The sequence below is a fragment of the Streptomyces sp. NPDC001709 genome, from assembly GCF_053596375.1.
On the sequence record NZ_JBSFGB010000010.1, the window covers coordinates 162,530 to 185,144 of the forward strand.

Here is a 22,615-nt window from a genome sequence, read left to right on the forward strand (position 1 = left end):
GTGAAAGGTGCGGTGGCCGCTCGTCCGGTGGTTACGCGGCGGGCCCGGCCAGGTGGCCGGCCAGCAGGCGGCCGATGGCCGCGAGGGCCTCGGGCCGGGCCAGTCCGGCGTGGTCGGTGTCCAGCTCGTACTCCTCGATGTGGCCGGTGATGTGGGGCCGCCAGCGGTCGGGGGTCAGGGCCGGGTCGGTGCGTCCGATGCCTGCCGCGAAGAAGTGCAGGTCGCCGTCGAAGTTCCCGGGGACGAAGCCCGGGAGCAGACGGGTGTTGTTGAGGAAGACGGTGACCATGCGGGCGAAGGCCTCGTCGTCGAGACCGGCCAGCGCGCTGCCGCGCTCGCGCAGCAGCTCCATGACCCGGGCCCGCTCCAGCGGCCCCTCCCCCAGACCGGCGCGGTCCACATGGGCCGCGTTGAGGAGGATGGCCAGCACCTCCTGCTCGCCGACCTGGTGCTCCTCGTCGTAGCAGCCGGGATAGGCGTCGAGGACGGCGAGCAGCGTCACCTGCTCTCCCCGCTCCTGCAGCCGGGCGGCCACCGCGTGCGCCACGAGGCCGCCGAAGGACCAGCCGATCAGCTGGTACGGGCCGGTGGGCGCGACCTTGCGGATCTGTTCGGCGTAGTCGTCGGCCATGTCCGCGAGGCTCGCCGGCAGCGGCTCGTCGCCGCCGAGGCCGCGGGCCTGGAGGGCGTACACCGGCTGTTCGCGGTCGAGCGAGCGCAGCAGCCCGGTGTAGATCCAGCCGAATCCGCCCGCCGGGTGGAGGCAGAACAGCGGCGGCCGATCGCCTTCGGAGCGCAGCGGCAGCAGCACCGCGAGCGGGTCGTGGTCGGCGCCGCCGCCGTCGATGCGGCCGGCGAGTGCGGCGACGGTCGGCGCCTCGAAGACGGTCCGCACGCTGATGTCGGTGCCCATCACGGAGGAGATGCGGCCGGCCAGGCGGCTGGCGAGCATCGAATGGCCGCCCAGGTCGAAGAAGTTGTCGTCGATGCCGACCCGCTCCAGGCCCAGGACGTCGGCGAAGAGCGTGCACAGCAGCTCCTCCACCGGGCCGCGCGGCAGCCGGGAGTCGCCTGCGCGGGCCCATTCGGGCTCCGGCAGAGCCGCTCGGTCGAGCTTGCCGTTGGCGGTCAGCGGCAGGGCGTCGAGGACGACGAAGGCGGACGGCACCATGTAGTCGGGCAGCTGTCCTTCGAGCCTGCCGCGCAGTTCGGCCGGGTCGGGAGTGCTCGCCTCGGCCGGGACGAGGTAGGCGACCAGGGCCTTGCCGCCGAAGCGGTCGGGACGGGCCACGACGGCGGCGCGGGTGACGTCGGGATGGGCGGCGAGCGCGGTCTCCACCTCGCCGGGTTCGATGCGGAAGCCGCGGATCTTGACCTGTTCGTCGGTGCGGCCGAGGAACTCCAGGACGCCGTCGTGGCTCCAGCGGGCGATGTCGCCGGTGCGGTACATCCGTCCGCCGGGCTCGCCGAAGAGCTCGGCGAAGGGGTCGGCGGTGAACCGGGTGGCGGTCGCCGCGGGCTGCGCCCAGTAGCCGCGGGCCAGGCCGGCGCCGGCGATGTGGAGTTCGCCGGGAACGCCGGCGGGCACCGGCTCCAGGCGCTCGTCCAGGACGTAGACGCGGGTGTTGTCCAGCGGGCGGCCGATGGGCACGTTGTCCGGCACCTGGCCGGGCTCGGTGAAGTGGTGCCAGGTGCAGCCCAGGGTGATCTCGGTGGGGCCGTAGAGGACCTTGACGACGGTGCCGGGGCAGTGGGTGAGGACGCTGCGCACGGCGGTGGGAGGTACGACGTCGCCGCCGGTCCACACCTGGGCCACGCCGGCGAAGGCCTGCGGGGCCTCGTCCGCGATGACGCCGAACAGGCCGGCGGTCAGCAGCAGCGAGGTGATGCCTTCGGTTTCCGCGACGGTGCGCAGGGTCACGGCGTCCAGGTCGCCGCGGGGAGCGACGACGATGCGGCCGCCGGACAGCAGCGGGCTCCACAGCTCGTAGGTGGAGATGTCGAAGGCGTACGGCGAGTGCATCAGCACGCGCTGGCCGGGTCCGGGCTCCCAGCAGCGGTCCAGCGCGAGGTCGATGGCGTCGCGGTGGGTGATGCCGATGCCCTTGGGCACGCCGGTGGAGCCGGAGGTGAACATCACGTAGGCGAGCCGGTCGGGTGCGATGGCCGGGGCCGGGTCGGTGTCCGGCCACCGGCCGTCCGCGGCGGCGTCGGTGTGCGCGTCGCCGACAAGGAGCGCGGGGACGCCGGGCTCGGGCAGCAGCGCGCGTGAGGCGTCGTCGGTGAGCAGCAGCCGCGCGCCGGTGTCGGCCACGACGCGCCGCATGCGCTCGGCCGGATGGCTGTGGTGCAGCGGCACGTAGACCCCGCCGGCCTTGAGGACGGCGAGGGTGGCCACGACCAGGGCGGCCGAGCGCTCCAGCAGCACCGCGACCGGGCTTTCGGCGGTGAGGCCCTCGGCGATCAGGCGGTGGGCCAGCCGGTTGGCGCGGGCGTCGAGTTCGCGGTAGGTCAGCTGCCGTCCGCCGTCGCTGACGGCGACGGCGTCCGGGGTGCGGGCGGCCTGTTCGGCGAAGCGCCGCGTAAGCGAGGTGGCGGAGCGGTCCGGCTCGTGAGCGGTGGCGTTCCACTCGGTCAGGACGCGTTCGCGCTCGGCGTCGTCGAGGACCGGCAGGGCGCCGATGCGGCGGTCCGGGTCGGCGGCGGCCGCCGCCAGCAGGCGGGCGAACCGGTCGGCCAGGGCCTGCGCGGTGGCGCGGTCGAACATGTCCGTGCGGTACTCCAGCATCGCGTTGACGCCGTCGGGCGCGCCTTCGGCGGTGTGCCGCTCGTCCAGGTTGAAGGTGAGGTCGAACTTGGCCGCGCCGAGGGTGACCGGTTCGGGCCGTGCGGTCAGGCCGGGCAGGTCGAGACCGCCGCCGGGCGTGTTCTGCAGGGCCAGCAGGACCTGGAAGAGCGGGTTGCGCGAGAGCGAGCGTTCGGGGCTGATGTCCTCCACCAGCTGCTCGAACGGCAGGTCCTGGTGTGCGTAGGCGGCCAGGGCCGTCTCCCGGACCCGCTCCAGAAGCTGCCGGAAGGTGGGGTCGCCGGAGGTGTCGGTGCGCAGCACCAGGGTGTTGATGAACAGGCCCACCAGGTCGTCGAAGGCGTCGTCTGTGCGGCCGGCGACCGGGGTGCCGACGGGAATGTCGCATCCGGCGCCCATGCGGGTCAGCAAGGTGGCGAGACCGGCCTGGAGGACCATGAACAGGCTCGCGCCGTTCTCGCGGGCCAGGGCCAGCAGGTCGCGGTGGAGTTCGGCGGGCAGGTTCCACACGACGGCCTCACCGTGGCTCTCGGCGATGGCCGGGCGGGGCCGGTCGGCGGGCAGTTCGAGCTCTTCGGGCAGTCCGGCCAGGGCCTCGCGCCAGTAGGCGCGCTGCCGGCTCGTCAGGCTGTCGGGATCGTCCTCGGCACCGAGCAGTTCGTCCTGCCACAGCGCGTAGTCGGCGTACTGCACGGGCAGCGCGTCCCACTGCGGTGCGCCGCCCTGGACCCGCGCCGTGTAGGCGCGCGTCAGGTCGCGGCCCAGCGGAGCGAGCGACCAGCCGTCACCGGCGATGTGGTGCAGCAGGAGCAGCAGCACGTGCTCGTCGGGCGCGACGGTGAACAGGGTGGCGCGCAGCGGCAGTTCGGCGGTGAGGTCGAAGCCGCGGCGGGAGGCGGCGGCGAGGACGCCGGCCAGGCCGTCGGGCGTGGTGTGCACGGTCTCCAGCGGCAGGCGCACCTCGTCGGCGGCGAGGATGTGCTGGTAGGGAGTGCCGTCGTGCTCGGGGAAGAGGGTACGCAGGGTTTCGTGGCGGGCGGTCACGTCGGCGAGGGCGGCGCGCAGCGCCTGTTCGTCGAGGTGGCCGGTGAGCCGCATGGCGACCGGCAGGTTGTAGCCCGCGTCGGAGCCGCCGAGCCGGTTGAGGAACCACAGCCGGTTCTGGCCGGAGGACAGCGGGATCCGCTCGGGGCGTGGCAGTGGCCGCGGCGCGGGCCTGCGGTCCTGCGCGGTGCGGTCGAGGATGCGGGCCAGCGCGGCGACGGTCGGCGCCTCGAACAGGTCGCGGACCGCCACTTCCGCGCCCAGCACGGTGCGGATCCGGCTGATCAGGCGGGTGGCGAGCAGCGAGTGGCCGCCGAGGTCGAAGAAGCCGTCGTCGATACCGATCCGCTCCAGGCCGAGCACCTCGCAGAAGAGTCCGGCGAGGAGTTCCTCGCGTGGGGAGCGGGGTGCGCGGCTGCCGGCCGTGGCGGCGGGAGCGGGCAGCGCGGCCCGGTCCAGTTTGCCGTTGGGTGTCAGCGGCAGCTCGTCGAGCACGACCAGGGCCGAGGGCACCATGAAGCCGGGCAGGACGGCGGCCAGTTCCTTGCGCAGCGCGCCGGTGTCGGGCGCCGGTTCACCGGCGGGAACCAGATAGCCGACGAGGTGCTTGTCGCCATGGCCGTCCTCGGCGGCGACGACGGCGGCGCGGGCGACGCGGGGCAGGGCGGCGAGGGCGGCCTCGATCTCGGCCGGCTCGACGCGGAAACCGCGCACCTTGACCTGGTGGTCGGCGCGGCCGATGAATTCCAGTTCGCCGTCGGCCGTCCAGCGGGCCAGGTCACCGGTGCGGTACATCCGGGAGCCGGGAGCGTCGAAGAGCGCGCCGAAGGGGTCGGCGACGAAGCGCTCGGCGGTCGGGCCCGGGCGGTTGAGGTAGCCGCGGGCGACGCCGGCACCGGCCGCGTACAGCTCTCCGGTGACGCCCGGCGGCACCGGCAGCAGTGATGCGTCGAGCAGGTAGACGCGGTCGTTGTCGACCGGGCGGCCGATGGGTGCGGCGGCGGGCCAGGCGGCCGGGTCGCCGGTGAGGGTGTGGGTGGTCACGGCGTGGGTCTCGGCGGGGCCGTAGACGTTGTGCAGCCGGCGTCCGGGCAGGCGGGCGTGGAAGGCGCGCAGCCGCTCGCTGGGCGTGAGGGCCTCGCCGCCCTGGAGGACGTCGGTGAGGTCGGGCAGCGCCGTGCCGCGCCGCTCGGCGGCCTCGGCGAGCGCTTCGAGGACGAGGTTGGGTGCGAACAGCTCGTTGACACGGTGCTGTTCCAGCCATGCGGCCAGGGCGTCGGCGTCGCTGCGGATGCCGTCGGTGGGCACGACCAGCGTCTTGCCCATGACGAGCGGGGAGAGGATCTCCTGGACGGAGAAGTCGAATCCGATCGCGGTGAACTGGGCGGTGCGCACGCCGGGGCCGCCGGGGAAGCGGGCGGTGTGCCAGGTGAGCAGGTTGGACAGCCCGGCCGCGGGCATGACCACGGCCTTGGGCAGGCCGGTGGAGCCGGAGGTGTAGATGACGTACGCCGGGTGCTGCGGGTGCAGCGGCGCGAGGCGGTCGGCGTCGGTGAGGTCGGCCGCTGTGGGGCCGGTGGTGCCGGCGGTGTCCGCGCCGTCGTGCGGGTGGATGCGCGGGAGGCCGGCGGGGATGCCGTCGCAGGCGCCGGGTGTGGTGATCACGCACAGCGCCCGGGCGTCCTCGAGCATCCGGGCGATGCGCTCGGCCGGGTACTCGGTGTCGACGGGCAGGTAGGCGGCGCCGGTCTTGAGGACGGCCAGCAGCGCGGTGATCAGCTCCACGGAGCGGGGCAGGGCCAGCGCGACGATCTCGCCGGGTGCGGCGCCCTGGGCGACCAGGTGCCGGGCCAGGACGTTGGCGCGGGCGTTGAGCTCGGCGTAGGTCAGCGCGGCAGCTTCGTGCACAAGTGCCACATCGCGCGGCGTACGCGCCACCTGACGCTGGAAAAGTTCCGCCACGTGGACATCGGTGCTCGCTCCGTCGGTGGTGTTCCAGTCGGTCAGCAGACGGCGCTGTTCGGCCGCGTCCAGGACCTGGACGGTGCCGATGGGCCGGTCGGGTTCGGCGGTGACCGCGTCGAGCAGTCGTACGAGCCGGGTGGCCAGGGCCTCGGCCGTACCGCGCTCGAACAGGTCGGTGCTGAACTCCAGGGCCGCTTCGATGCCGGCGGGCGCGCCGTCGGCGGACCTGCGCTCGACCAGGCTCAGGTGAAGGTCGAACTTGGCGATGCCGACGCCGACGGGCGCGGCCGCGGCCTTCAGGCCGGGCAGCTCCAGCTGGGCCTCGCCGTCGCTGAGGAAGGCCAGCATGACCTGGAAGAGCGGGTGCCGGGCCAGTGAGCGCTCCGGGCGCAGCCGCTCGACGAGCTTCTCGAACGGCAGGTCCTGGTGGGCGTAGGCGGCCAGGTCGCTCTCGCGCACCCGCTCCAGCAGCTCGCGGAAGGTGGGGTCGCCGGAGGTGTCGGTGCGCAGCACCAGCGTGTTGACGAAGAAGCCGACGAGGTCTTCGACGGCGTCGTCGGTGCGGCCCGCGATGGGCGCGCCGATCGGGATGTCGGTGCCGGCGCCGTGCTTGCCGAGCAGGGTCGCGAAGGCGGCTTGCAGGACCATGAAGACGCTCGCCCGGCCGTCGGCGGCCAGCGCGAGCAGCCTCTGGTGCAGCGCGGGGTCGATGCGGAACGGGACGGTGTCGCCGCGGTAGCTGATGACAGCGGGCCGGGGCCGGTCCAGCGGCAGTTCGAGGACCTCGGGGATCCCGGTCAGGGCCTCGGTCCAGTACTGGAGCTGGCGGGCGTGGCGGCTGTCGGGGTCGTCCTCGGCTCCGAGCAGGTCGCGCTGCCACAGCGCGTAGTCGGCGTAGCTGACGGGCAGCGGGGTCCAGGTGGGCGCGCGGCCTTCGAGGCGGGCGGCGTAGGCGGTGGACAGGTCGCGGGCCAGCGGCCGCCAGGACCAGCCGTCGCCGGCGATGTGGTGCAGCAGGAGCAGCAGTACGTGCTCGTCGGGCGCCACCGTGAACAGGCTTGCGCGCATTGGCAGTTCGGTGGCCAGGTCGAAGCCCTGGCGGGCCGCCCCGGCCACGAGCGCCTCGACGGCGGCCGGGTCGGTGTCGACGACGTCGAGCGCGGGCCGGGCCTGGTCGGCGGGCAGGATCCGCTGGTAGGGGATGCCGTCTTCCTCGGGGAAGAGGGTGCGCAGGGCCTCGTGGCGGGCGGTCACGTCGGCGAGGGCGGCGCGCAGCGCGTCGTGGTCGAGGTGTCCGGTCAGCCGCAGGCTCATCGGGATGTTGTAGGTGGCGCTGGGGCCTTCCATGCGGTGCAGGAACCAGAGCCGGTACTGGGCGAAGGACAGCGGGATCCGCTCGGGGTGGTCCTGGCGGCGCAGTGCGGGGCGGGTGCCCTGGGCGTCGCCGAGGACGCGGGCGAGCTCGGCGACGGTCGGCGCCTCGAAGAGGTCGCGGACGGCCAGTTCGGTGCCGAGGACGGTGCGGATGCGGGCGAGCAGACGGGTGGCGAGCAGGGAGTGGCCGCCGAGGTCGAAGAAGTCCCGGTCGATGCCGACCCGGGGCAGGCCGAGGACTTCGGCGAAGAGGGTGCTGAGGATCTCCTCGCGCTGGTTGCGCGGTGCTTGGCCGGCCGCGTCGCCGTCCCAGTCGGGCGCGGGCAGGGCGGCACGGTCCAGTTTGCCGTTGGGGGTCAGCGGCAGGTCGTCGAGGGTGACGAAGAAGGCGGGCACCATGTGGCCGGGCAGCAGGCGCTCGGCGTGGGTGCGCAGCGAGGCCTGGAGGTCGGCGCCTTCGCGGGCGCGGGCGGGGTTGTTGGCGAGGGTGTCGAGCGGGGTGGCGGCGGCGGGGCGGGCCAGGAGGCCGGGGCGGACGTCGGCGGCGGAGCGGCCGAAGACCGCGTCCAGGCTGCCGTCCTCAGCCGCGGCGGCCCAGGTGACGCCGGTGTGGTAGCCGAGGCGGTCACCGAGGCCGTACAGCTCCTCCGGGTCGACCGTGCCGGCGGGTGCCGGTCCGTCCAGGCAGGCGAGGGCGGCCGCGGCGCCGTCGGTGGCGAGCAGGTGCCGGGCGCGGGTCTCGTGGGCCAGGCGCAGGTTGGGCACGCCTTCAACGCGCAGCCGTGCGGGCCGGTGCTGCTCCAGGTGGGCGGCTATCTCCGCGCAGCTGCCGACGTCCGTGCCCCAGACCAGCGTGGTGGCGGGCGCCGGTTCCGCCGCCTCAACGGGCTTCTTGCGGAGTACGGCGTCGTAGCGGTGGCGGCTCATTTCGTTGTGGTGGGTGCCGCGGCGCAGTTCGGTGCCGGCCTCGGCGACGTCCGGCAGGGTCGCGGCGAGGAGGGTGAAGTAGTCCGGGTCGAGGAGCAGTTCCTGTTCGGCGGCCACGCTCTGCTCGACGGCGCGGCCGATGGCGGACGCGTCGGCGAAGGAGCCGCCGCGGCGCAGTTCGACGGCGGTGCGGAAGGTGCGCAGCAGCCGGTGGTTGCGGATGTCGCCGAGGAAGAGGGTGCCGCCGGGGGCGAGTAGGGCGAGCGCGCCGGTGATGACGTCGCGCAGGTAGGCCTGGTTGGGGAAGTACTGGGCGACGGAGTTGACGACGATGGTGTCGAAGTAGTCTGCGGGCAGCCCGTCCAGGTCGTGGGCGGGGCGGGCCAGCAGTTCGACGCGTGCGGCCAGGTCGGGATGGTGCTCCAGCTGGCCGCGCAGCCGTTCGATGACGGCCGGCGAGATGTCGGTGCCCCAGTAGGCCTCGACGTGGTCGGCCAGCGGAGCGAGGATCAGGCCGGAGCCGCAGCCGATCTCCAGGACGCGCCGCGGCTGGAGGCCCTTGAGGCGGTCGACGGTGGCCTGCCGCCACTCGGTCATCTCCTCCAGGGAGAGGGCGGCGCCGGTGTAGCTGCTGTTCCAGCCGGTGAAGTCGTGGCCGAACTCGCCGTCGAGGGCGGCGTAGTGGTCGTCGTAGGTCTCCTGCCAGGTGGCCAGCTGGGCCTGTTCCTGCTGTGTGTCGCGGGCGGTGTCGTCGGCGGCGGGCACCACGTAGGCAACCAGCCGGCGGTCTCCGGCCTGGTGCTCGACGGGGATCACGGCGGCGCGGGCGACGGCGGGGTGGGCGGCGAGGGCGGCCTCGATCTCGCCGGGCTCGATGCGGAAGCCGCGCACCTTGACCTGGTGGTCGGTGCGGCCGGCGAACTCCAGCTCGCCGTGGGCGTTCCAGCGGGCGAGGTCGCCGGTGCGGTACATCCGGCCGCCGGCGGGGCCGAAGGGGTCGGCCACGAAACGTTCGGCGGTCAGGGCCGGGCGGCGCAGGTAGCCGCGGGCGATGCCGCCGCCGGCCAGGTAGAGCTCGCCGACGACGCCGGGGGCGACCGGGCGCAGGGCGGCGTCCAGGACGTAGGCGCGGGCGTTGGGGATGGGCCGGCCGATGGGCGGGACGACGGCGCCGGACAGCGGCGTGCTCATGGTGGAGCAGACCGTGGCCTCGGTGGGCCCGTAGGCGTTGATCATGCGGCGGCCGCGGGACCAGCGGGCGACCTGGTCGGGTGCGGTGGCCTCGCCGGCGACGACGAGGTCGGCGGTGGCGGGCAGCGCGTCGTCGGCCAGGACGGCGAGGGCGGTCGGCGGGAGGGTGAGGAAGGTCGCGCCGGTGCGCGAGAGGAGGTCGGCGAGGGCCGGGCCCGGCTGGAGCTGCTCGGCGGGCGCGACCACGAGGGCGGCGCCGGACAGCAGCGCGAGCGAGATCTCCCACAGCGCGGCGTCGAAGCTGATCGATGCGAACTGCAGCACCCGGCTGCCCGCGCCGAGGCCGAACTCGCCGATGAGTGGCGTGAGATTGGCCGCCACGTTGCGGTGCGGCACCACGACGCCCTTGGGACGGCCGGTGGAGCCGGAGGTGTAGATGACGTACGCGGGATGGCGCGGGTCCAGCGGAGCGAGGCGGTCGGCGTCGGTGACGTCCTCGCCGCCGGGCCCGGTGTGTGTGCTGTCGTCGACGAGGAGGTGCGGCGGGCCGCCGGGGATGCGGTCGGCGACGGATGCGGCGGTGAGGACCAGCAGGGGCTCGCCGTCGTCCAGCAGGTAGCCGATGCGCTCGGCCGGGTACTCGGGGTCGATGGGCAGGTAGGCGGCGCCCGACTTGAGGACGGCGAGCACGGCGACGACGAGGTCGGCGCAGCGCGGCAGGCAGACGGCGACGATCCGCTCGGGGCCGGCGCCGCGGGCGATCAGGCGGCGCGCGAGGCGGTTCGCGCGGGCGTCGAGCTCGGCGTAGCTGATCTCGGTGTCGTCCCAGACCAGTGCGGTGGCCTTCGGGTCGGCCCCGGCGGCGCGGCGGAACAGCTCGGGCCAGGTGGCCTCGGGCGTGGCGCGGTCGGTGTCGTTCCACTCGGTCAGGACGCGGTGTTCTTCGTCGCGGGTGAGGACGCGGACCCGGCCGATGGGCTGATCGGGGTCGGCGGTGACGGAGTCGAGGAGGGTGATCAGCCGGTCTCCGAGGGCCTCGACGGTGGCGCGCTCGAACAGCTCGCTGCTGTACTCCCAGTCGCCGTGGATGCCGGCGCCGCCGTCCTCGCCGCGCTGCTCGGCGACGGCGAGTGCGAGGTCGAACTTGGCGAATCCGACGCGCACCGGCTCGATGGCCGTGCGCAGGCCGGGCAGGGCGATCCGGGCCTCGGGCATGCTCTGGAAGGCGAGCAGCACCTGGAAGAGCGGGTTGCGGGCGAGAGAGCGCTGCGGGTTGACGGTCTCGACGAGCTTTTCGAACGGCAGGTCCTGGTGCGCATAGGCGGCCAGGTCGGTGGTGCGGACGCGGCCCACGAGCTCGCGGAAGGTCGGGTCGCCGGAGGTGTCGGTGCGCAGCACCAGCGTGTTGACGAAGAAGCCGACCAGGTCGTCGAGGGCGTCGTCGGTGCGGCCGGCGATGGGGCTGCCGATGGGCAGGTCGCAGCCGGCGCCCATGCGGGTGAGCAGCGCGGCGAACGCGGCGTGCAGGACCATGAACAGGCTGGCGTCGCATTCGCGGGCCAGGTCGGTCAGGCGCCGGTGGAGCTCGGGCGCGATGCGGAAGGGGACGGTCGCGCCGCGGTGGTCGGAGACGGCGGGCCGGGCGTGGTCGGTGGGCAGCTCCAGGTGCTCGGGGATGCCGGCCAGGTTCTGCGACCAGTACGCCAGTTGCCTGCCGTACAGGCCGGACGGGTCGTCCTGGTCGCCGAGGAGGTCGCGCTGCCAGAGGGTGTAGTCGGCGTAGCCGACGGGCAGCGCGGGCCAGTCGGGTTCGGCGCCGTCGCGGCGGGCCGCGTAGGCGGCGGCGAGGTCGCGGGTGAGCGGGGCGAGGGACCAGCCGTCGCCGGCGATGTGGTGCAGCAGGACGAAGAGGACGTGCTCGTCGGGCGCGAGCCGGTAGAGGGCGGCGCGCAGCGGGGTCTCGGTGGTGAGGTCGTACTCGTGGCGGGCGGCCTCGGCCAGGCGTCCGGCGAGCTCCTCCTCGGTCACGGTGGAGGTCTCCAGCGCGACGGTGACCTGCTCGGCGGGCAGGATGTGCTGGTACGGCTCGCCGGCGACGCTCGGGAAGAGCGTGCGCAGCGGCTCGTGACGGTGCGTCAGGTCCTGGAGGGCCTCGCGCAGGGCCGTCTCGTCCAGGGTGCCCTGCAGCCGCAGCGCGAAGGGGATGTTGTAGGTGGAGTTGGGGCCGTCGAGGCGGTTGAGGAACCACAGGCGGCGCTGGGCGGAGGAGAGCGGGACCCGCTCGGGGCGCTCGGCGGCGACCAGCGCCGGGCGGGCGCCGTCGGCGTTGTCGAGGCGCTCGGCGAGGGCGGCGACGGTGGGCGCGTCGAAGAGTTCGCGTACGGCGATCTCGGCGTCCAGGACGGTGCGGATGCGGCTGATGAGGCGGGTGGCGAGCAGTGAGTGGCCGCCGAGGGCGAAGAAGTCGTCGTGGATGCCGACGTGTTCCGTGCCGAGCACGTCGGCGAAGAGGGCGCACAGGATTTCCTCGCGCGGAGAGCGCGGGGTGCCGGACGTGCCGGCGGCGGCCGGGGCGGGCAGTGCGGCGCGGTCGAGTTTGCCGTTGGGGTTGAGGGGCAGCAGGTCCAGGGTCACGAAGGCGGCCGGCACCATGTGGTCGGGCAGGGTGCGGGCGAGGGCCTTGCGGAGCGCGGCGGGGTCCGGTGCCGGCTGGTGGGGCTCGGGCACCACGTAGGCGACGAGGCGTTTGTCGCCGGGCCGGTCCTCGCGGGCGATCACGGCGACCTTGGCGATGCCGGGCAGCTGGGCGAGCGCGTTCTCGATCTCGCCGGGCTCGATGCGGAAGCCGCGCACCTTGACCTGGTGGTCGGCGCGGCCGGCGAACTCCAGCTCGCCGTCCGCGTTCCAGCGGGCGAGGTCGCCGGTGCGGTACATCCGGCCGCCGGCCGGGCCGAAGGGGTCGGCCACGAACCGTTCGGCGGTCAGCGCCGGGCGGCGCAGGTAGCCGCGGGCCACCTGGGCGCCCGCGAGATAGAGCTCTCCTGTCACACCGGGCGCGACGGGTCGCAGGAAGCCGTCCAGGACGTAGGCGCGCACGTTGTCGACCGGGCGGCCGATGGGCGGCGCGGCGGGCCACTCGTCGGGGTCGGCGGGCAGCACGGTGCCGGTGACGACGTGGGTCTCGGCGGGCCCGTAGTGGTTGTGCAGACGCCGGCCGGGCACGGCCGCGAGGAAGGCACGGACCTTCTCACCGAGGGAGAGCGCCTCGCCGGCCTGGACCAGGTGGCGCAGCCGGGGCAGGGTACGGCCCTGTTCGAGGGCGGCCTCGGCCAGGGCATCGATGACGAGGTTGGGCGCGTACAGCTCGTCGACGCCGTAGGCCTCCAGCCAGGCGACGAGGCGGTCGGCGCTGCGCCGCACGTCGTCGGTCGGGACGGCGAGGGTCCGGCCGTGCAGGAGGGCGGCGAGGATCTCCTGGGCGGCGACGTCGAAGCTGAGGGAGGTGTACTGGGCGGTGACCGTGTCCGTACCGCGGGGAATCTTCCGCTCGTGCCAGGACAGGAGGTTGGCCAGCGCGCCGCCGGGCATGGAGACGGCCTTGGGCCGTCCGGTGGAGCCGGAGGTGTAGATGACGTACGCCGGATGGGCCGGGGTGAGCGGGGCCGTGCGCTCGGCGTCGATGAGGTCGTGGCCGGGCTGCTCGTCGGTGATGCCGGCGAGTTCGGCTTCGGTGAGGACGAACGCGGGCCGGGCGTCCTCGAGCATGTAGGCGATGCGTTCGGCCGGGTACTCGGGGTCGACGGGCAGGTAGGCGGCGCCGGTCTTGAGGACGGCGAGCAGGGCCGCGTACAGGTCGAGGGAGCGGGGCAGTTGCAGGGCCACGATCTGCTCGGGGCCGGCGCCGCGGGCGAGGAGCGTCCGGGCGATGCGGTTGGCGCGGGCGTTGAGCGCCCGGTAGGTCAGGACGTGGCCTTCGAAGGTGAGGGCGGTGGCGTCGGGTGTGCGCCGCACCTGGTCCTCGAACAGGCGGGGCAGGGTGCGCACTTCGGTCGTGCGCTCGGTGGTGTTCCAGGTGGCCAGGGCGTCGTGCTCGGCGGGCGAGAGGAGGTCCAGGCTGCCGACGGTGCGCTCGGGGTCGTCGGCGAACGCGGTGAGCAGCCGCTCCAGGCGGCCGAGCAGTTCGCGGGCTCCGTCGTGGTCGAGCACGTCGGCGCGGTGGTCGAGGCGGAAGCGGATCCGCTCGCCGGGAATGGCGAGCAGGCTCAGCGGGTAGTGGGTGGCGTCGCCGACCTCGAAACCGGCCAGGCGCACACCGCGGGACTCGGCGCGCAGTACGGCGGGGTCGAGCGGGTAGTTCTCGAAGACGACGACGGAGTCGAAGAGTTCGCCGTGGCCGGCGGTGCGCTGGACCTCGGTCAGGGACAGGTGCCGGTGGACGATGAGGGCGGCCTGCTCCTGCTGGACGCGGCGCAGCAGGGCGGCGAGCGACTCGCCGGGGCGCAGCGAGACGCGCACCGGCAGGGTGTTGATGAACATGCCGATGGTGGACTCGATGCCGGCGATCTCTGGCGGCCGGTTGGCGAAGGTGGCGCCGAAGACGACGTCGTCGCGGCCGAGGGCGTGGCCGAGGAGCACCGCCCAGGCGCCCTGGACCACGGTGTTCACGGTCAGGCCCTGGGCCCGGGCCGCGGCGGTGATACCGGCCGAGAGCCGCTCGTCGAACTCGTGCCACAGCTGTCCGGGCAGGGCGCCGGCGGGCCGCTCGCCGCGGTGCGGCGGGGCGAGGAGGCTGGGCTCGTCGAGTTCCTTGAGATAGTCGCGCCACGCGGCGCGGGCGGCGTCCTGGTCGCGGCCGGCGAGGTCGGCCAGGTAACTGCGGTAGGGCGGGGCCACGGGCAGGCCGGCGTCGTCGCCGCGCTGTCCGTACAGGGCGAACAGCTCGCGCACGAGCAGGGGCATCGACCAGCCGTCGAGCAGGAGGTGATGGGTGGTCAGGACGAGCTTGTGGTGCTCGTGGCCGAGCGCGAGCAGGCCCATGCGCAGCAGCGGCGGGGTGGCGGGGTCGAAGCGCCGGGCGCGGTCGGTGGCGACGAACTCCTCGACGCGCCGCTCGCGTTCGGCCGGGTCCAGGCCGGTGAGGTCCTCCTCCTGCCACGGCACGGGTGCCTCGTACGGGATGAACTGCACGGGCTGGTCGAGGTCCTGCTGCCAGAATCCGGCGCGCAGGTTGGGGTGGCGGCGCATCAGGGTGCGTACGGAGGCCTTGAGGTCCGCGGTGTCGAGAGGGCCGCGCAGCTCCATGACCATCTGGACGTTGTAGACGTCCACGCCGTCGCGGTCGTACTGCACCTGGAACAGCAGCCCCTCCTGCAAGGGTGCCAGCGGCAGGACGTCTGCCAGTCCGTTCTGCGTCATCGGGACACCTTCCACATGGCTTCGAGGCGGTCGATCTGTGCCTGGTTCAGGGAGACCAGGGAGAGGTCGGAGGGGGTGCGGCCGCCGGCGTCGGGGCCCTCGGCGTGGGTGGCCAGGGCCTTGAGGGCGCGGAACCAGCTCTGGCCGAGGTCGCGTACGGCGTCCTCGTCGAGCAGGGCGCCGGGCCAGGTCCAGGTGGCGCGCAGGACCGGGCCCGAGGGGCCGTCGAGGGTCAGCGAGTTGACCTCGACGGCGTGGGCCAGGGGCAGGCCGGGATCGATGCCGTCGCCGAGCGATTCGGCGTCGGGAGCGGCGTTCCAGTGGCCGGCCGTGGCGCCGGTCTCCTGGAAGCGGCCCAGGTAGTTGAAGCCCAGCGCGGGCGTGGGCAGCGCGGCCAGTTCGGTCGCGGTCTCGGGGTTGAGGTGGCGCAGCAGGCCGTAGCCCTGGCCGCCGTCGGGCAGGGCGCGCAGCTGTTCCTTGATCCGTTTGACGGCGGTGCCGGCGGCGGGACCGCCGGAGAGCGCCTCGTGCCGGTCGAGCGCGCCGGGGTCGAGGCGGACGGGATAGAGGGTGGTGAACCAGCCGATGGTGCGGGACAGGTCGGCGCCGCTGTCGCCGCTCTCACGGCCGTGGCCTTCGAGGTCGAGCAGGACGGCGCCGCCGTCGCCGAGGCCTCTGCGGGCGCGCCAGTCGGCGACGGCCAGGGCGAAGGCGGTGAGCAGGACGTCGTCGACCTTGGCGTGGAAGGCGGCGGGTACCGTGGTCAGCAGGGGCTCGGTGTCCTCGGCGGGCAGCGTGAGGGTGAGGCTGCGGGCGGTGGCGGCGGTGTCCTCGGCCGGGTCGAGCGGCCGGAGGGCGACGGGTGGGGTGGGCGCGGTCAGCAGGTCGCGCCACAGGCCGAGTTCGGCGCCGCGCCGCTCGCTCGTGGCCTCGGTGACCAGGTGCCGGGCCCAGGTGCGGAAGGCGGTGCCGGTGGCCGGGAGCTGTGCGGTGGTGCCGCGGGCGGCGGCCTGCCAGGCGGTGGCGAGGTCGGGCAGCAGGATGCGCCAGGAGACGCCGTCGACGACCAGGTGGTGCAGGGTCAGGAGCAGGTGGCCGGTGTGGTCGTCGCCGGTGTCGAACCAGACGGCCTGGAGTGTCACGCCGTTCCAGGGGTCGAGCCGGTCGCGGGCGGCGGCGGCCTCCTTGTCGGCCACGTCGCGCAGTTGCGCCTCGCTCAGGCCCACGGCGTCGACGCGGCGCACCCAGCCGTCGGTGTCCGGCGTGCCGGGCGCGGCGATGTGCATGCGCCAGTGGCCGTCCGGTTCGGCGGCGAAGGTCGCGCGCAGTACGTCGTGGTGGTCGGCCACCGTCCGCAGCGCGGCGGCCAGTTCGCGGGTGCCGAGGCCGGCGGGCACGGGGACGAGGAGGGACTGGCTGAACGCGTCGACGGGGCCGCCGCGGGTGCGCAGCCAGTGCATGATCGGAGTGAGCGGCACCTCGCCACAGGCCTCGTCGTCGGAGCCGGTGGCGGTGGGCGCGTCGTCGGTGGTGCCGGCGACCACGGCGAGGGCGGCGACGGTCTTGTGCTCGAAGACCTGCGTGGGCGAGAGCAGCAGTCCGGCCTTACGGAGGCGGGAGACGAGCTGGATCGCCATGATGCTGTCGCCGCCGAGGTCGAAGAAGCCGTCGTCGATCCCGGTCTTCTCCAGGCCCAGCACCTCGGCGAAGTGTGCGGCGATGGTCTCTTCGCGTTGTGTGCGCGGTGCCCGGTGGGTGCCGGCGGGCGCGAAGTCGGGGACGGGCAGGGCGCGGCGGTCGAGTTTGCCGTTGGCGGTGAGCGGCAGGCGCTCCAGCGGGACCACGGCGGCCGGGACCATGTAGTCGGGCAGCGCGGCGGCGACGTGCCGGCGCAGCTCGGCGGGGTCGGCCGGGTGGCCGGGCGAGGCGACGACGTAGGCGGTGATCCGCTTGTCGCCCGGGCGGTCCTCGCGGACGAGCACCGCGCTCTGGGCGACGGAGGCGTGGGCGCAGAGCACGGACTCGATCTCGCCGAGCTCGATCCGGAAGCCGCGGACCTTGACCTGGTGGTCGGCGCGGCCCAGGAACTCCATGATGCCGTCGGTGCGGCGGCGTACGAGGTCGCCGGTGCGGTACATGCGGGCGCCGGGCGGCCCGAAGGGGTCGGCGACGAAGCGCTCGGCGGTGGCGTCGGGCCGTCCCAGGTAGCCACGGGCCAGTCCGGCGCCGCCGATGTACAGCTCTCCCACCACACCGGGCGGGACCGGGCGCAGGCCCGCGCCCAGCACGTGGCAGGTGGTGTTGTCGAGCGGGCTGCCGATCGGGACGGTCGTCTCCTGTGTCCACGGGGCGCGCATGAAGTGGTGGGTGGCGAACGTCGTGGTCTCGGTCGGGCCGTAGCCGTCGACGACCATGGTGCCCGGCGAGGCTTCGAGGACGCGGGTGACGGCCGCCGGCGAGACCACGTCGCCGCCGGCCCACACCTCGCGGACGTTCGTGAAGCACTCGGGGCTCTCCTCGGCGAGGAGGTTGAACAGGCCCGAGGTCAGCCACATACCGGTGATGCCGCCGCCGACGATGGCCTCGCGCAGCGCGGCGGTGTCGAGGTCGCCGGGCGGGGCCACGACGACGGTGCCGCCGGAGAGCAGCGGCACCCACAGCTCGTACTGCGAGGTGTCGAAGGAGTACGGCGAGTGCAGCAGCACGCGCCGCTGGTTTCCGGTCTGCCAGCAGCGGTCGGCGGCGAGGACGGCCACATCGCGGTGGGTGATGGCCACGCCCTTGGGCATGCCGGTGGAGCCGGAGGTGTACATCACGTACGCGAGCTGGTCCGGGTGGCAGGCCACCGGTGCCGGCCGCGGTGCGGGTGCGGCCTGTCCGGGCGCGTCGACCACGACGACCTCGGCGTCGCCGGCCCACTCCCGGCACCGGTACTCGGCGTCCACCACGCGGTCGGTGAGCAGGACCCGGGCGCCCGCCTCGCGGACGATCAGGCTCATCCGGGAGGCCGGGTAGCGGGTGTTGAGAGGGACGTAGTAGCCGCCGGACTTCAGCACGGCGAGCAGCGAGACGACCAGGTCGGCGGAGCGCTGCTGGAGGACGGCGACCGCGTCCTCGCGGCCGGTGCCGAGCTCGGCCAGGCGGGCGGCGAGGGCGTCGGCGCGGGCGTCCAGCTGGGCGTAGGTCAGTTCGGCGGCGCCGTCGACGACGGCGACGGCGTCCGGGGTGTGGCGGGCCTGGGCCGTGAACAGGTCGGCCAGGCCCTGGTCCGGGACCGGGCGGGCGGTGTCGTTCCACTCGCGCAGGAGCCGCTGCTCCTCGTCGCTGACCAGGTCGAAGTGGCCGATGGGCAGCTCCGGGTGGTCGGCCGCGGCCTGGAGCAGCACGTGGAAGCGGCGGGTGAAGGCGGCGGCGGTCGCCTCGTCGAACAGCTCGCGGTCGAACTCCAGGTCGCCTTCGATGCCGCCGAGGCCGCCCTGGCCGTCCCGGTGGGCGACGAGGTTGAACGTGAGGTCGAACTTGGCGACGCCGAAGTCCACGGGCTCGCGCCGTACGTCGAGTCCGGCCAGGCGCGGTTCGGCGTCGGACTCCTGGTAGGAGAGCACCACTTGGAACAGCGGGTGGCGGGCGGGCGAGCGTACGGGCTGGAGCCGCTCCACGACGCGGTCGAAGGGCACGTCCTGGTGGGCGTACGCGCCGAGGGCGGTGGTGCGCACGCGGGCCAGCAGTTCACCGAAGGCGGGGTCGCCGGAGGTGTCGGCGCGCAGCACGACGGGGTTGACGAAGAAGCCGACGAGGTCGTCGAGCGCCGGTGCGTCACGGCCGGCGGTCGGGCAGCCGATGGGGATGTCGGTGCCGGCGCCGAGCCGGGTGAGGAGCGCGGCGAACGCGGCCTGCAGCACCATGTGGACGGTGGCGCCGTGGGCGCGGGCGGTGGCGCCGAGCTTCTCGTGCAGTTCCGGGCCGACGTGGAACGGCACGGAGCCGCCGCGGTGCCGGGCGACGGGCGGGCGGGGCCGGTCGTAGGGCAGTTCGAGCTGGTCGGGCAGGCCGGCGAGGGCCTGGTGCCAGTAGTCGAGCTGGCGGCCGGCCAGGCTCGCGGGGTCGCTCTCGTCGCCGAGGAGTTCGCGCTGCCAGGCCGCGAAGTCGGCGTAATCGACGGGCAGGGGCGTGAACCGCGGTGCTGCGCCGTGGCTGCGGGCGTCGTAGGCGGTGGCCAGGTCGTCCAGGAACGGGCGCAGCGACCAGCCGTCGCCGGCGATGTGGTGCAGCAGGACGAGCAGGACGTGGGTCGCGTCGTCGAGGGTGAACAGGTGGGCGCGCAGCGGGATCTGACGGTCGAGGTCGAAGGGCTCGCGGGCGGCGGCCGTCAGGGCGGCCGGGAGCTCCTCCTCGGTGATCCGGCGTGCGCCGGCCCAGGTGCCGGCCACGTCGGAGGGCAGCAGGCGGGGGCTGGGCGCGCCGTGGTCGGCCGGGTACACGGTGCGCAGGATCGGGTGGCGCTCGGCGACGTCCTGGAGCGCGGAGAGCAGCGCGGGCTCGTCGAGCGGGCCGGTCAGGCGCAGGGCGACCGGCATGTTGTAGGTGGGTTCCGGGCCCTCGACCTCGCGCAGCACCCACATGCGGTGCTGGGCCGGGGACATGCCGCCGGCACCGGCGCCGGGACGCAGGGCCGGGCGGGTGCCGTCCGCGGTGCGGGCCCGGCGGGCCAGGCCGGCGGGCGTGGGCGCTTCGAAGAGGTCCTCGATGGTGAATTCGACGCCGAGTTCGGTGCGGGCGGCGGCGATCAGGCGGTTGGCGAGCACGGAGTGGCCGCCGAGGACGAAGAAGTCGTGGCCCGGCCGGACGTCCGGCACGCCCAGGATGCGGCCGAAGACGCCGCACAGCAGTTCTTCCAGCTCTCCGCCGCCGGACTCGCCGGTGCCGGGTGCCGCGGCGGCGGTGTCCGGTGCGGGCAGCGCCTTGCGGTCGAGCTTGCCGTTGGCGGTGAGCGGGATCGCGTCGAGAGCGGTGAAGGAGGCGGGGACGAGGTGGGCGGGGAGGGTGGCGGTCAGGTGCCTGCGCCATTCGGCCGGGTCGGGCGCGTGCCCGGCGGCGGGGACGGCGTAGGCGGCCAGGCGCCGGTCGCCCGGTGTGTCCTCGCGGACGGCGACGGCGGCCTGGGCGACGGACGGGTGTGCGGCCAGCGCGGCCTCGACTTCGCCGAGCTCGATGCGGAAGCCTCGGATCTTCACCTGGTGGTCGCTGCGGCCGATGTACTCCAGGCCGCCGTCGGGCAGGAGGCGTACGAGGTCGCCGGTGCGGTACATGCGGGTGCCGGTGGGGCCGAAGGGGTCGGCGACGAAGCGCTCGGCGGTGAGGGCGTGGCGGCCCAGGTAGCCGCGGGCGAGGCCCGCGCCGGCCACGTACAGCTCACCGACCACGCCGGGCGGTACGGGCCGCAGGGCGGTGTCGAGGACGTGGCCGCGCAGGTCGGCCAGCGGGGTGCCGATGGCGGAGGGGCCGTGCGGGGCGGTGTGCGAGCGGTCGAGCGCGACGTGGGTGACGTGCACGGTCGTCTCGGTGATGCCGTACATGTTGGACAGCAGCGGGCGCTCGTCGCCGTGCCGGGCGAACCAGTCGCGCAGCCGGGCGGGGTCCAGCGCCTCGCCGCCGAAGACGACGTGGCGCAGTGTGGCCGTCCGCGGCGCTTCGCCGTCCTGCCGCGCCTCCTCGTCCATCAGCTGGTAGAAGGCCGACGGGGTCTGGTTGAGGACGGTGACGCCGTGGCGGGCGATCAGGTCCAGGAAGGCGGCGGGCGAACGGCTGACGGTGTACGGGACGACGACGAGGCGGCCGCCGTGCAGCAGCGGTCCCCACAGCTCCCAGACGGAGAAGTCGAAGGCGTAGGAGTGGAAGAGCGTCCACACGTCGTCGGGGCCGAAGTGGAAGTGCCGCTGGGCCGCGGAGAACAGGCGCACCACGTTGCCGTGCGGGACGACGACGCCCTTGGGGCGGCCGGTGGAGCCGGAGGTGTAGATGACGTACGCGGGATGGGCCGGGTCCAGGGGCACGTCCGGGTCGGTGGCGGGCAGGGCCGGGTCGGACCAGGCGTCGGGGGTGAGGACGTCGCCGGCGGCGATGTCGGTGCCGGGGGCGGTGACGGTGACGAAGGGCCGGGCGTCGTCGAGCATGTAGGCGAGGCGCTCGGCCGGGTAGTCGGGGTCCAGCGGCAGATAGGCGGCGCCGGACTTGACGACGCCGAGGAGGGCGACAACGAGGTCGGCGGAGCGGGGCAGGGCGAGCGCGACGGTCTTCTCCGGTCCGGCTCCGCGCTCGATCAGCAGGTGGGCCAGCCGGTTGGCGCGGGCGTTGAGCTCCGCGTAGGTGAGGGACTCGTCCTCGTGTACGACGGCGACGGCGTCGGGCGTGCGGGCCGCCTGGGCGGCGAAGAGGGCGGGCAGGGTGGTGGCGGGGGCCGGCACGTCGTGTGCGACGGCGGGCCGCGGGTGTTCGCCGGCGGCGAGCATGTCGCAGCGGCCGGTGGGCAGGGTGCCGTCGGCGTCGGCGAAGGTCCGCAGCAGTGCGGTGAAGCGGGCGAGGTGGGCGGCCGTCTCGTCGTCGCCGTAGACGTCCGGGTTGGCTTCGAGGTCGATGCGCAGGCCGGCGCCGCCGGGCTGCTCGTACACGGAGAACTTCAGGTCGTCCACGGGGCCGGTGGACACCGGGTGCACCTGCGCGGTCAGGCCGTCGAAGTCCAGGCCGTGGTCGAACGGCATGATGTTGGCGACGGCCGAGTACAGCTTGTGGCCGTCGGCCAGCAGGCCGAGTTCGCGGCGGAGTTCGGTGTACGGGTAGGCCTGGTGGCGGGAGGTGTCGGCCACGGCGCGGCGCACGGTGACCAGGAGCTCGGTGAGGGTCAGGCCGGGCGCGGCGGCGATGCGCAGCGGCGGGACGTTGGCGAGCATGCACGGGGTGCGGCGGGCCGCGCTGCGGCGCGCGGTCATCGGCAGGCCGAGCAGGGCCTCGTCGGTGCCGGTGAGGCGCTGGGTGTAGAGGGCGACGGCGGCCAGGGCGGCGAGCGGCCAGCCGGTCTCGGCCGTGCTCGCGAGGCGGTCCAGGCCCTGGAGTACGGCCTCGGGCAGGAAGGCGGTGTGCCGCAGGCTGCCCGATCGCGGCGGCGCGGTGGTGGTGCCGAGGGCGGTGGGCTCGGGCCGGTCGGCCCAGCGGGCGAGCCAGTGGGCGCGGTCGACGGCGTAGGCGCGTGAGGCGCGGTAGGTGTCCTCGGCGCGCAGGACGGCGTCGAGTTCGCCTTCGGTGCTCTCCGCCGCCTCGCCGTTGTAGGCGCGGGCGACGCGCTGGGCGAGCAGCCGCAGGCCGTAGCCGTCGAGCAGCAGGTGGTGGACGTGCTGGAACCACAGGTGGTGGCCGGGACCGAGGGTGAGCAGTGCCTGGGTGAACAGCGGGCGGCCGGAGTCGACGGCGAGGGGAGTGGCGAGCACCTGGTGCATCCACGCCTCGGCGGCGGCGCGGGGGTCGGGTTCGGCGCTGAGGTCGACGCGGTGCAGGGTCCAGTCCAGCTCGGCGGCGGGGACGACGGTCTGCCGGACCTCGCCGTCGGGGAGGGTGTGGAAGGCGAGCCGGAGGGCCTCGGTGGCGGCCACGGTGGCGCGTATCGCGGCCTCCAGGCGGTCCACGTCGAGCGGGCCGCGCAGTTCGACGTGCTCGCCTGTGTTGTAGACCGGGCTGCGGACCTCTCTGGCCTGCGCGAACCACACCGCGAGCTGGGCCTGCGTGAGTGCCAGGGATGCTTCGTCAGCGACAGCCATCTCTTCCCTCTTCTGTCCGAGTCGACCGGGTACCGCCGTCCCGGCGGCCGGCGGCGGGTCTGTACCGGCTGCGGGCAGGACCCAC

2 protein-coding genes are annotated in these 22,615 nt (G+C 74.4%); both read right to left on the minus strand.

Translation table 11 applies throughout. From position 1 onward, the window contains the following. Positions 1-31: 31 nt before the first annotated feature. Positions 32-14,722: an amino acid adenylation domain-containing protein gene (locus tag ACWC0C_RS17775; RefSeq protein WP_450864783.1), complete on the minus strand. Its 14,691-nt coding sequence runs from the start codon at positions 14,720-14,722 to the stop codon at positions 32-34. Next, positions 14,719-22,530, minus strand: coding sequence for an amino acid adenylation domain-containing protein (locus tag ACWC0C_RS17780; RefSeq protein ID WP_450864784.1), 7,812 nt, complete (start codon positions 22,528-22,530; stop codon positions 14,719-14,721). Before ACWC0C_RS17780 ends, ACWC0C_RS17775 begins: the two co-directional genes overlap by 4 nt. Positions 22,531-22,615 lie beyond the last annotated feature (85 nt).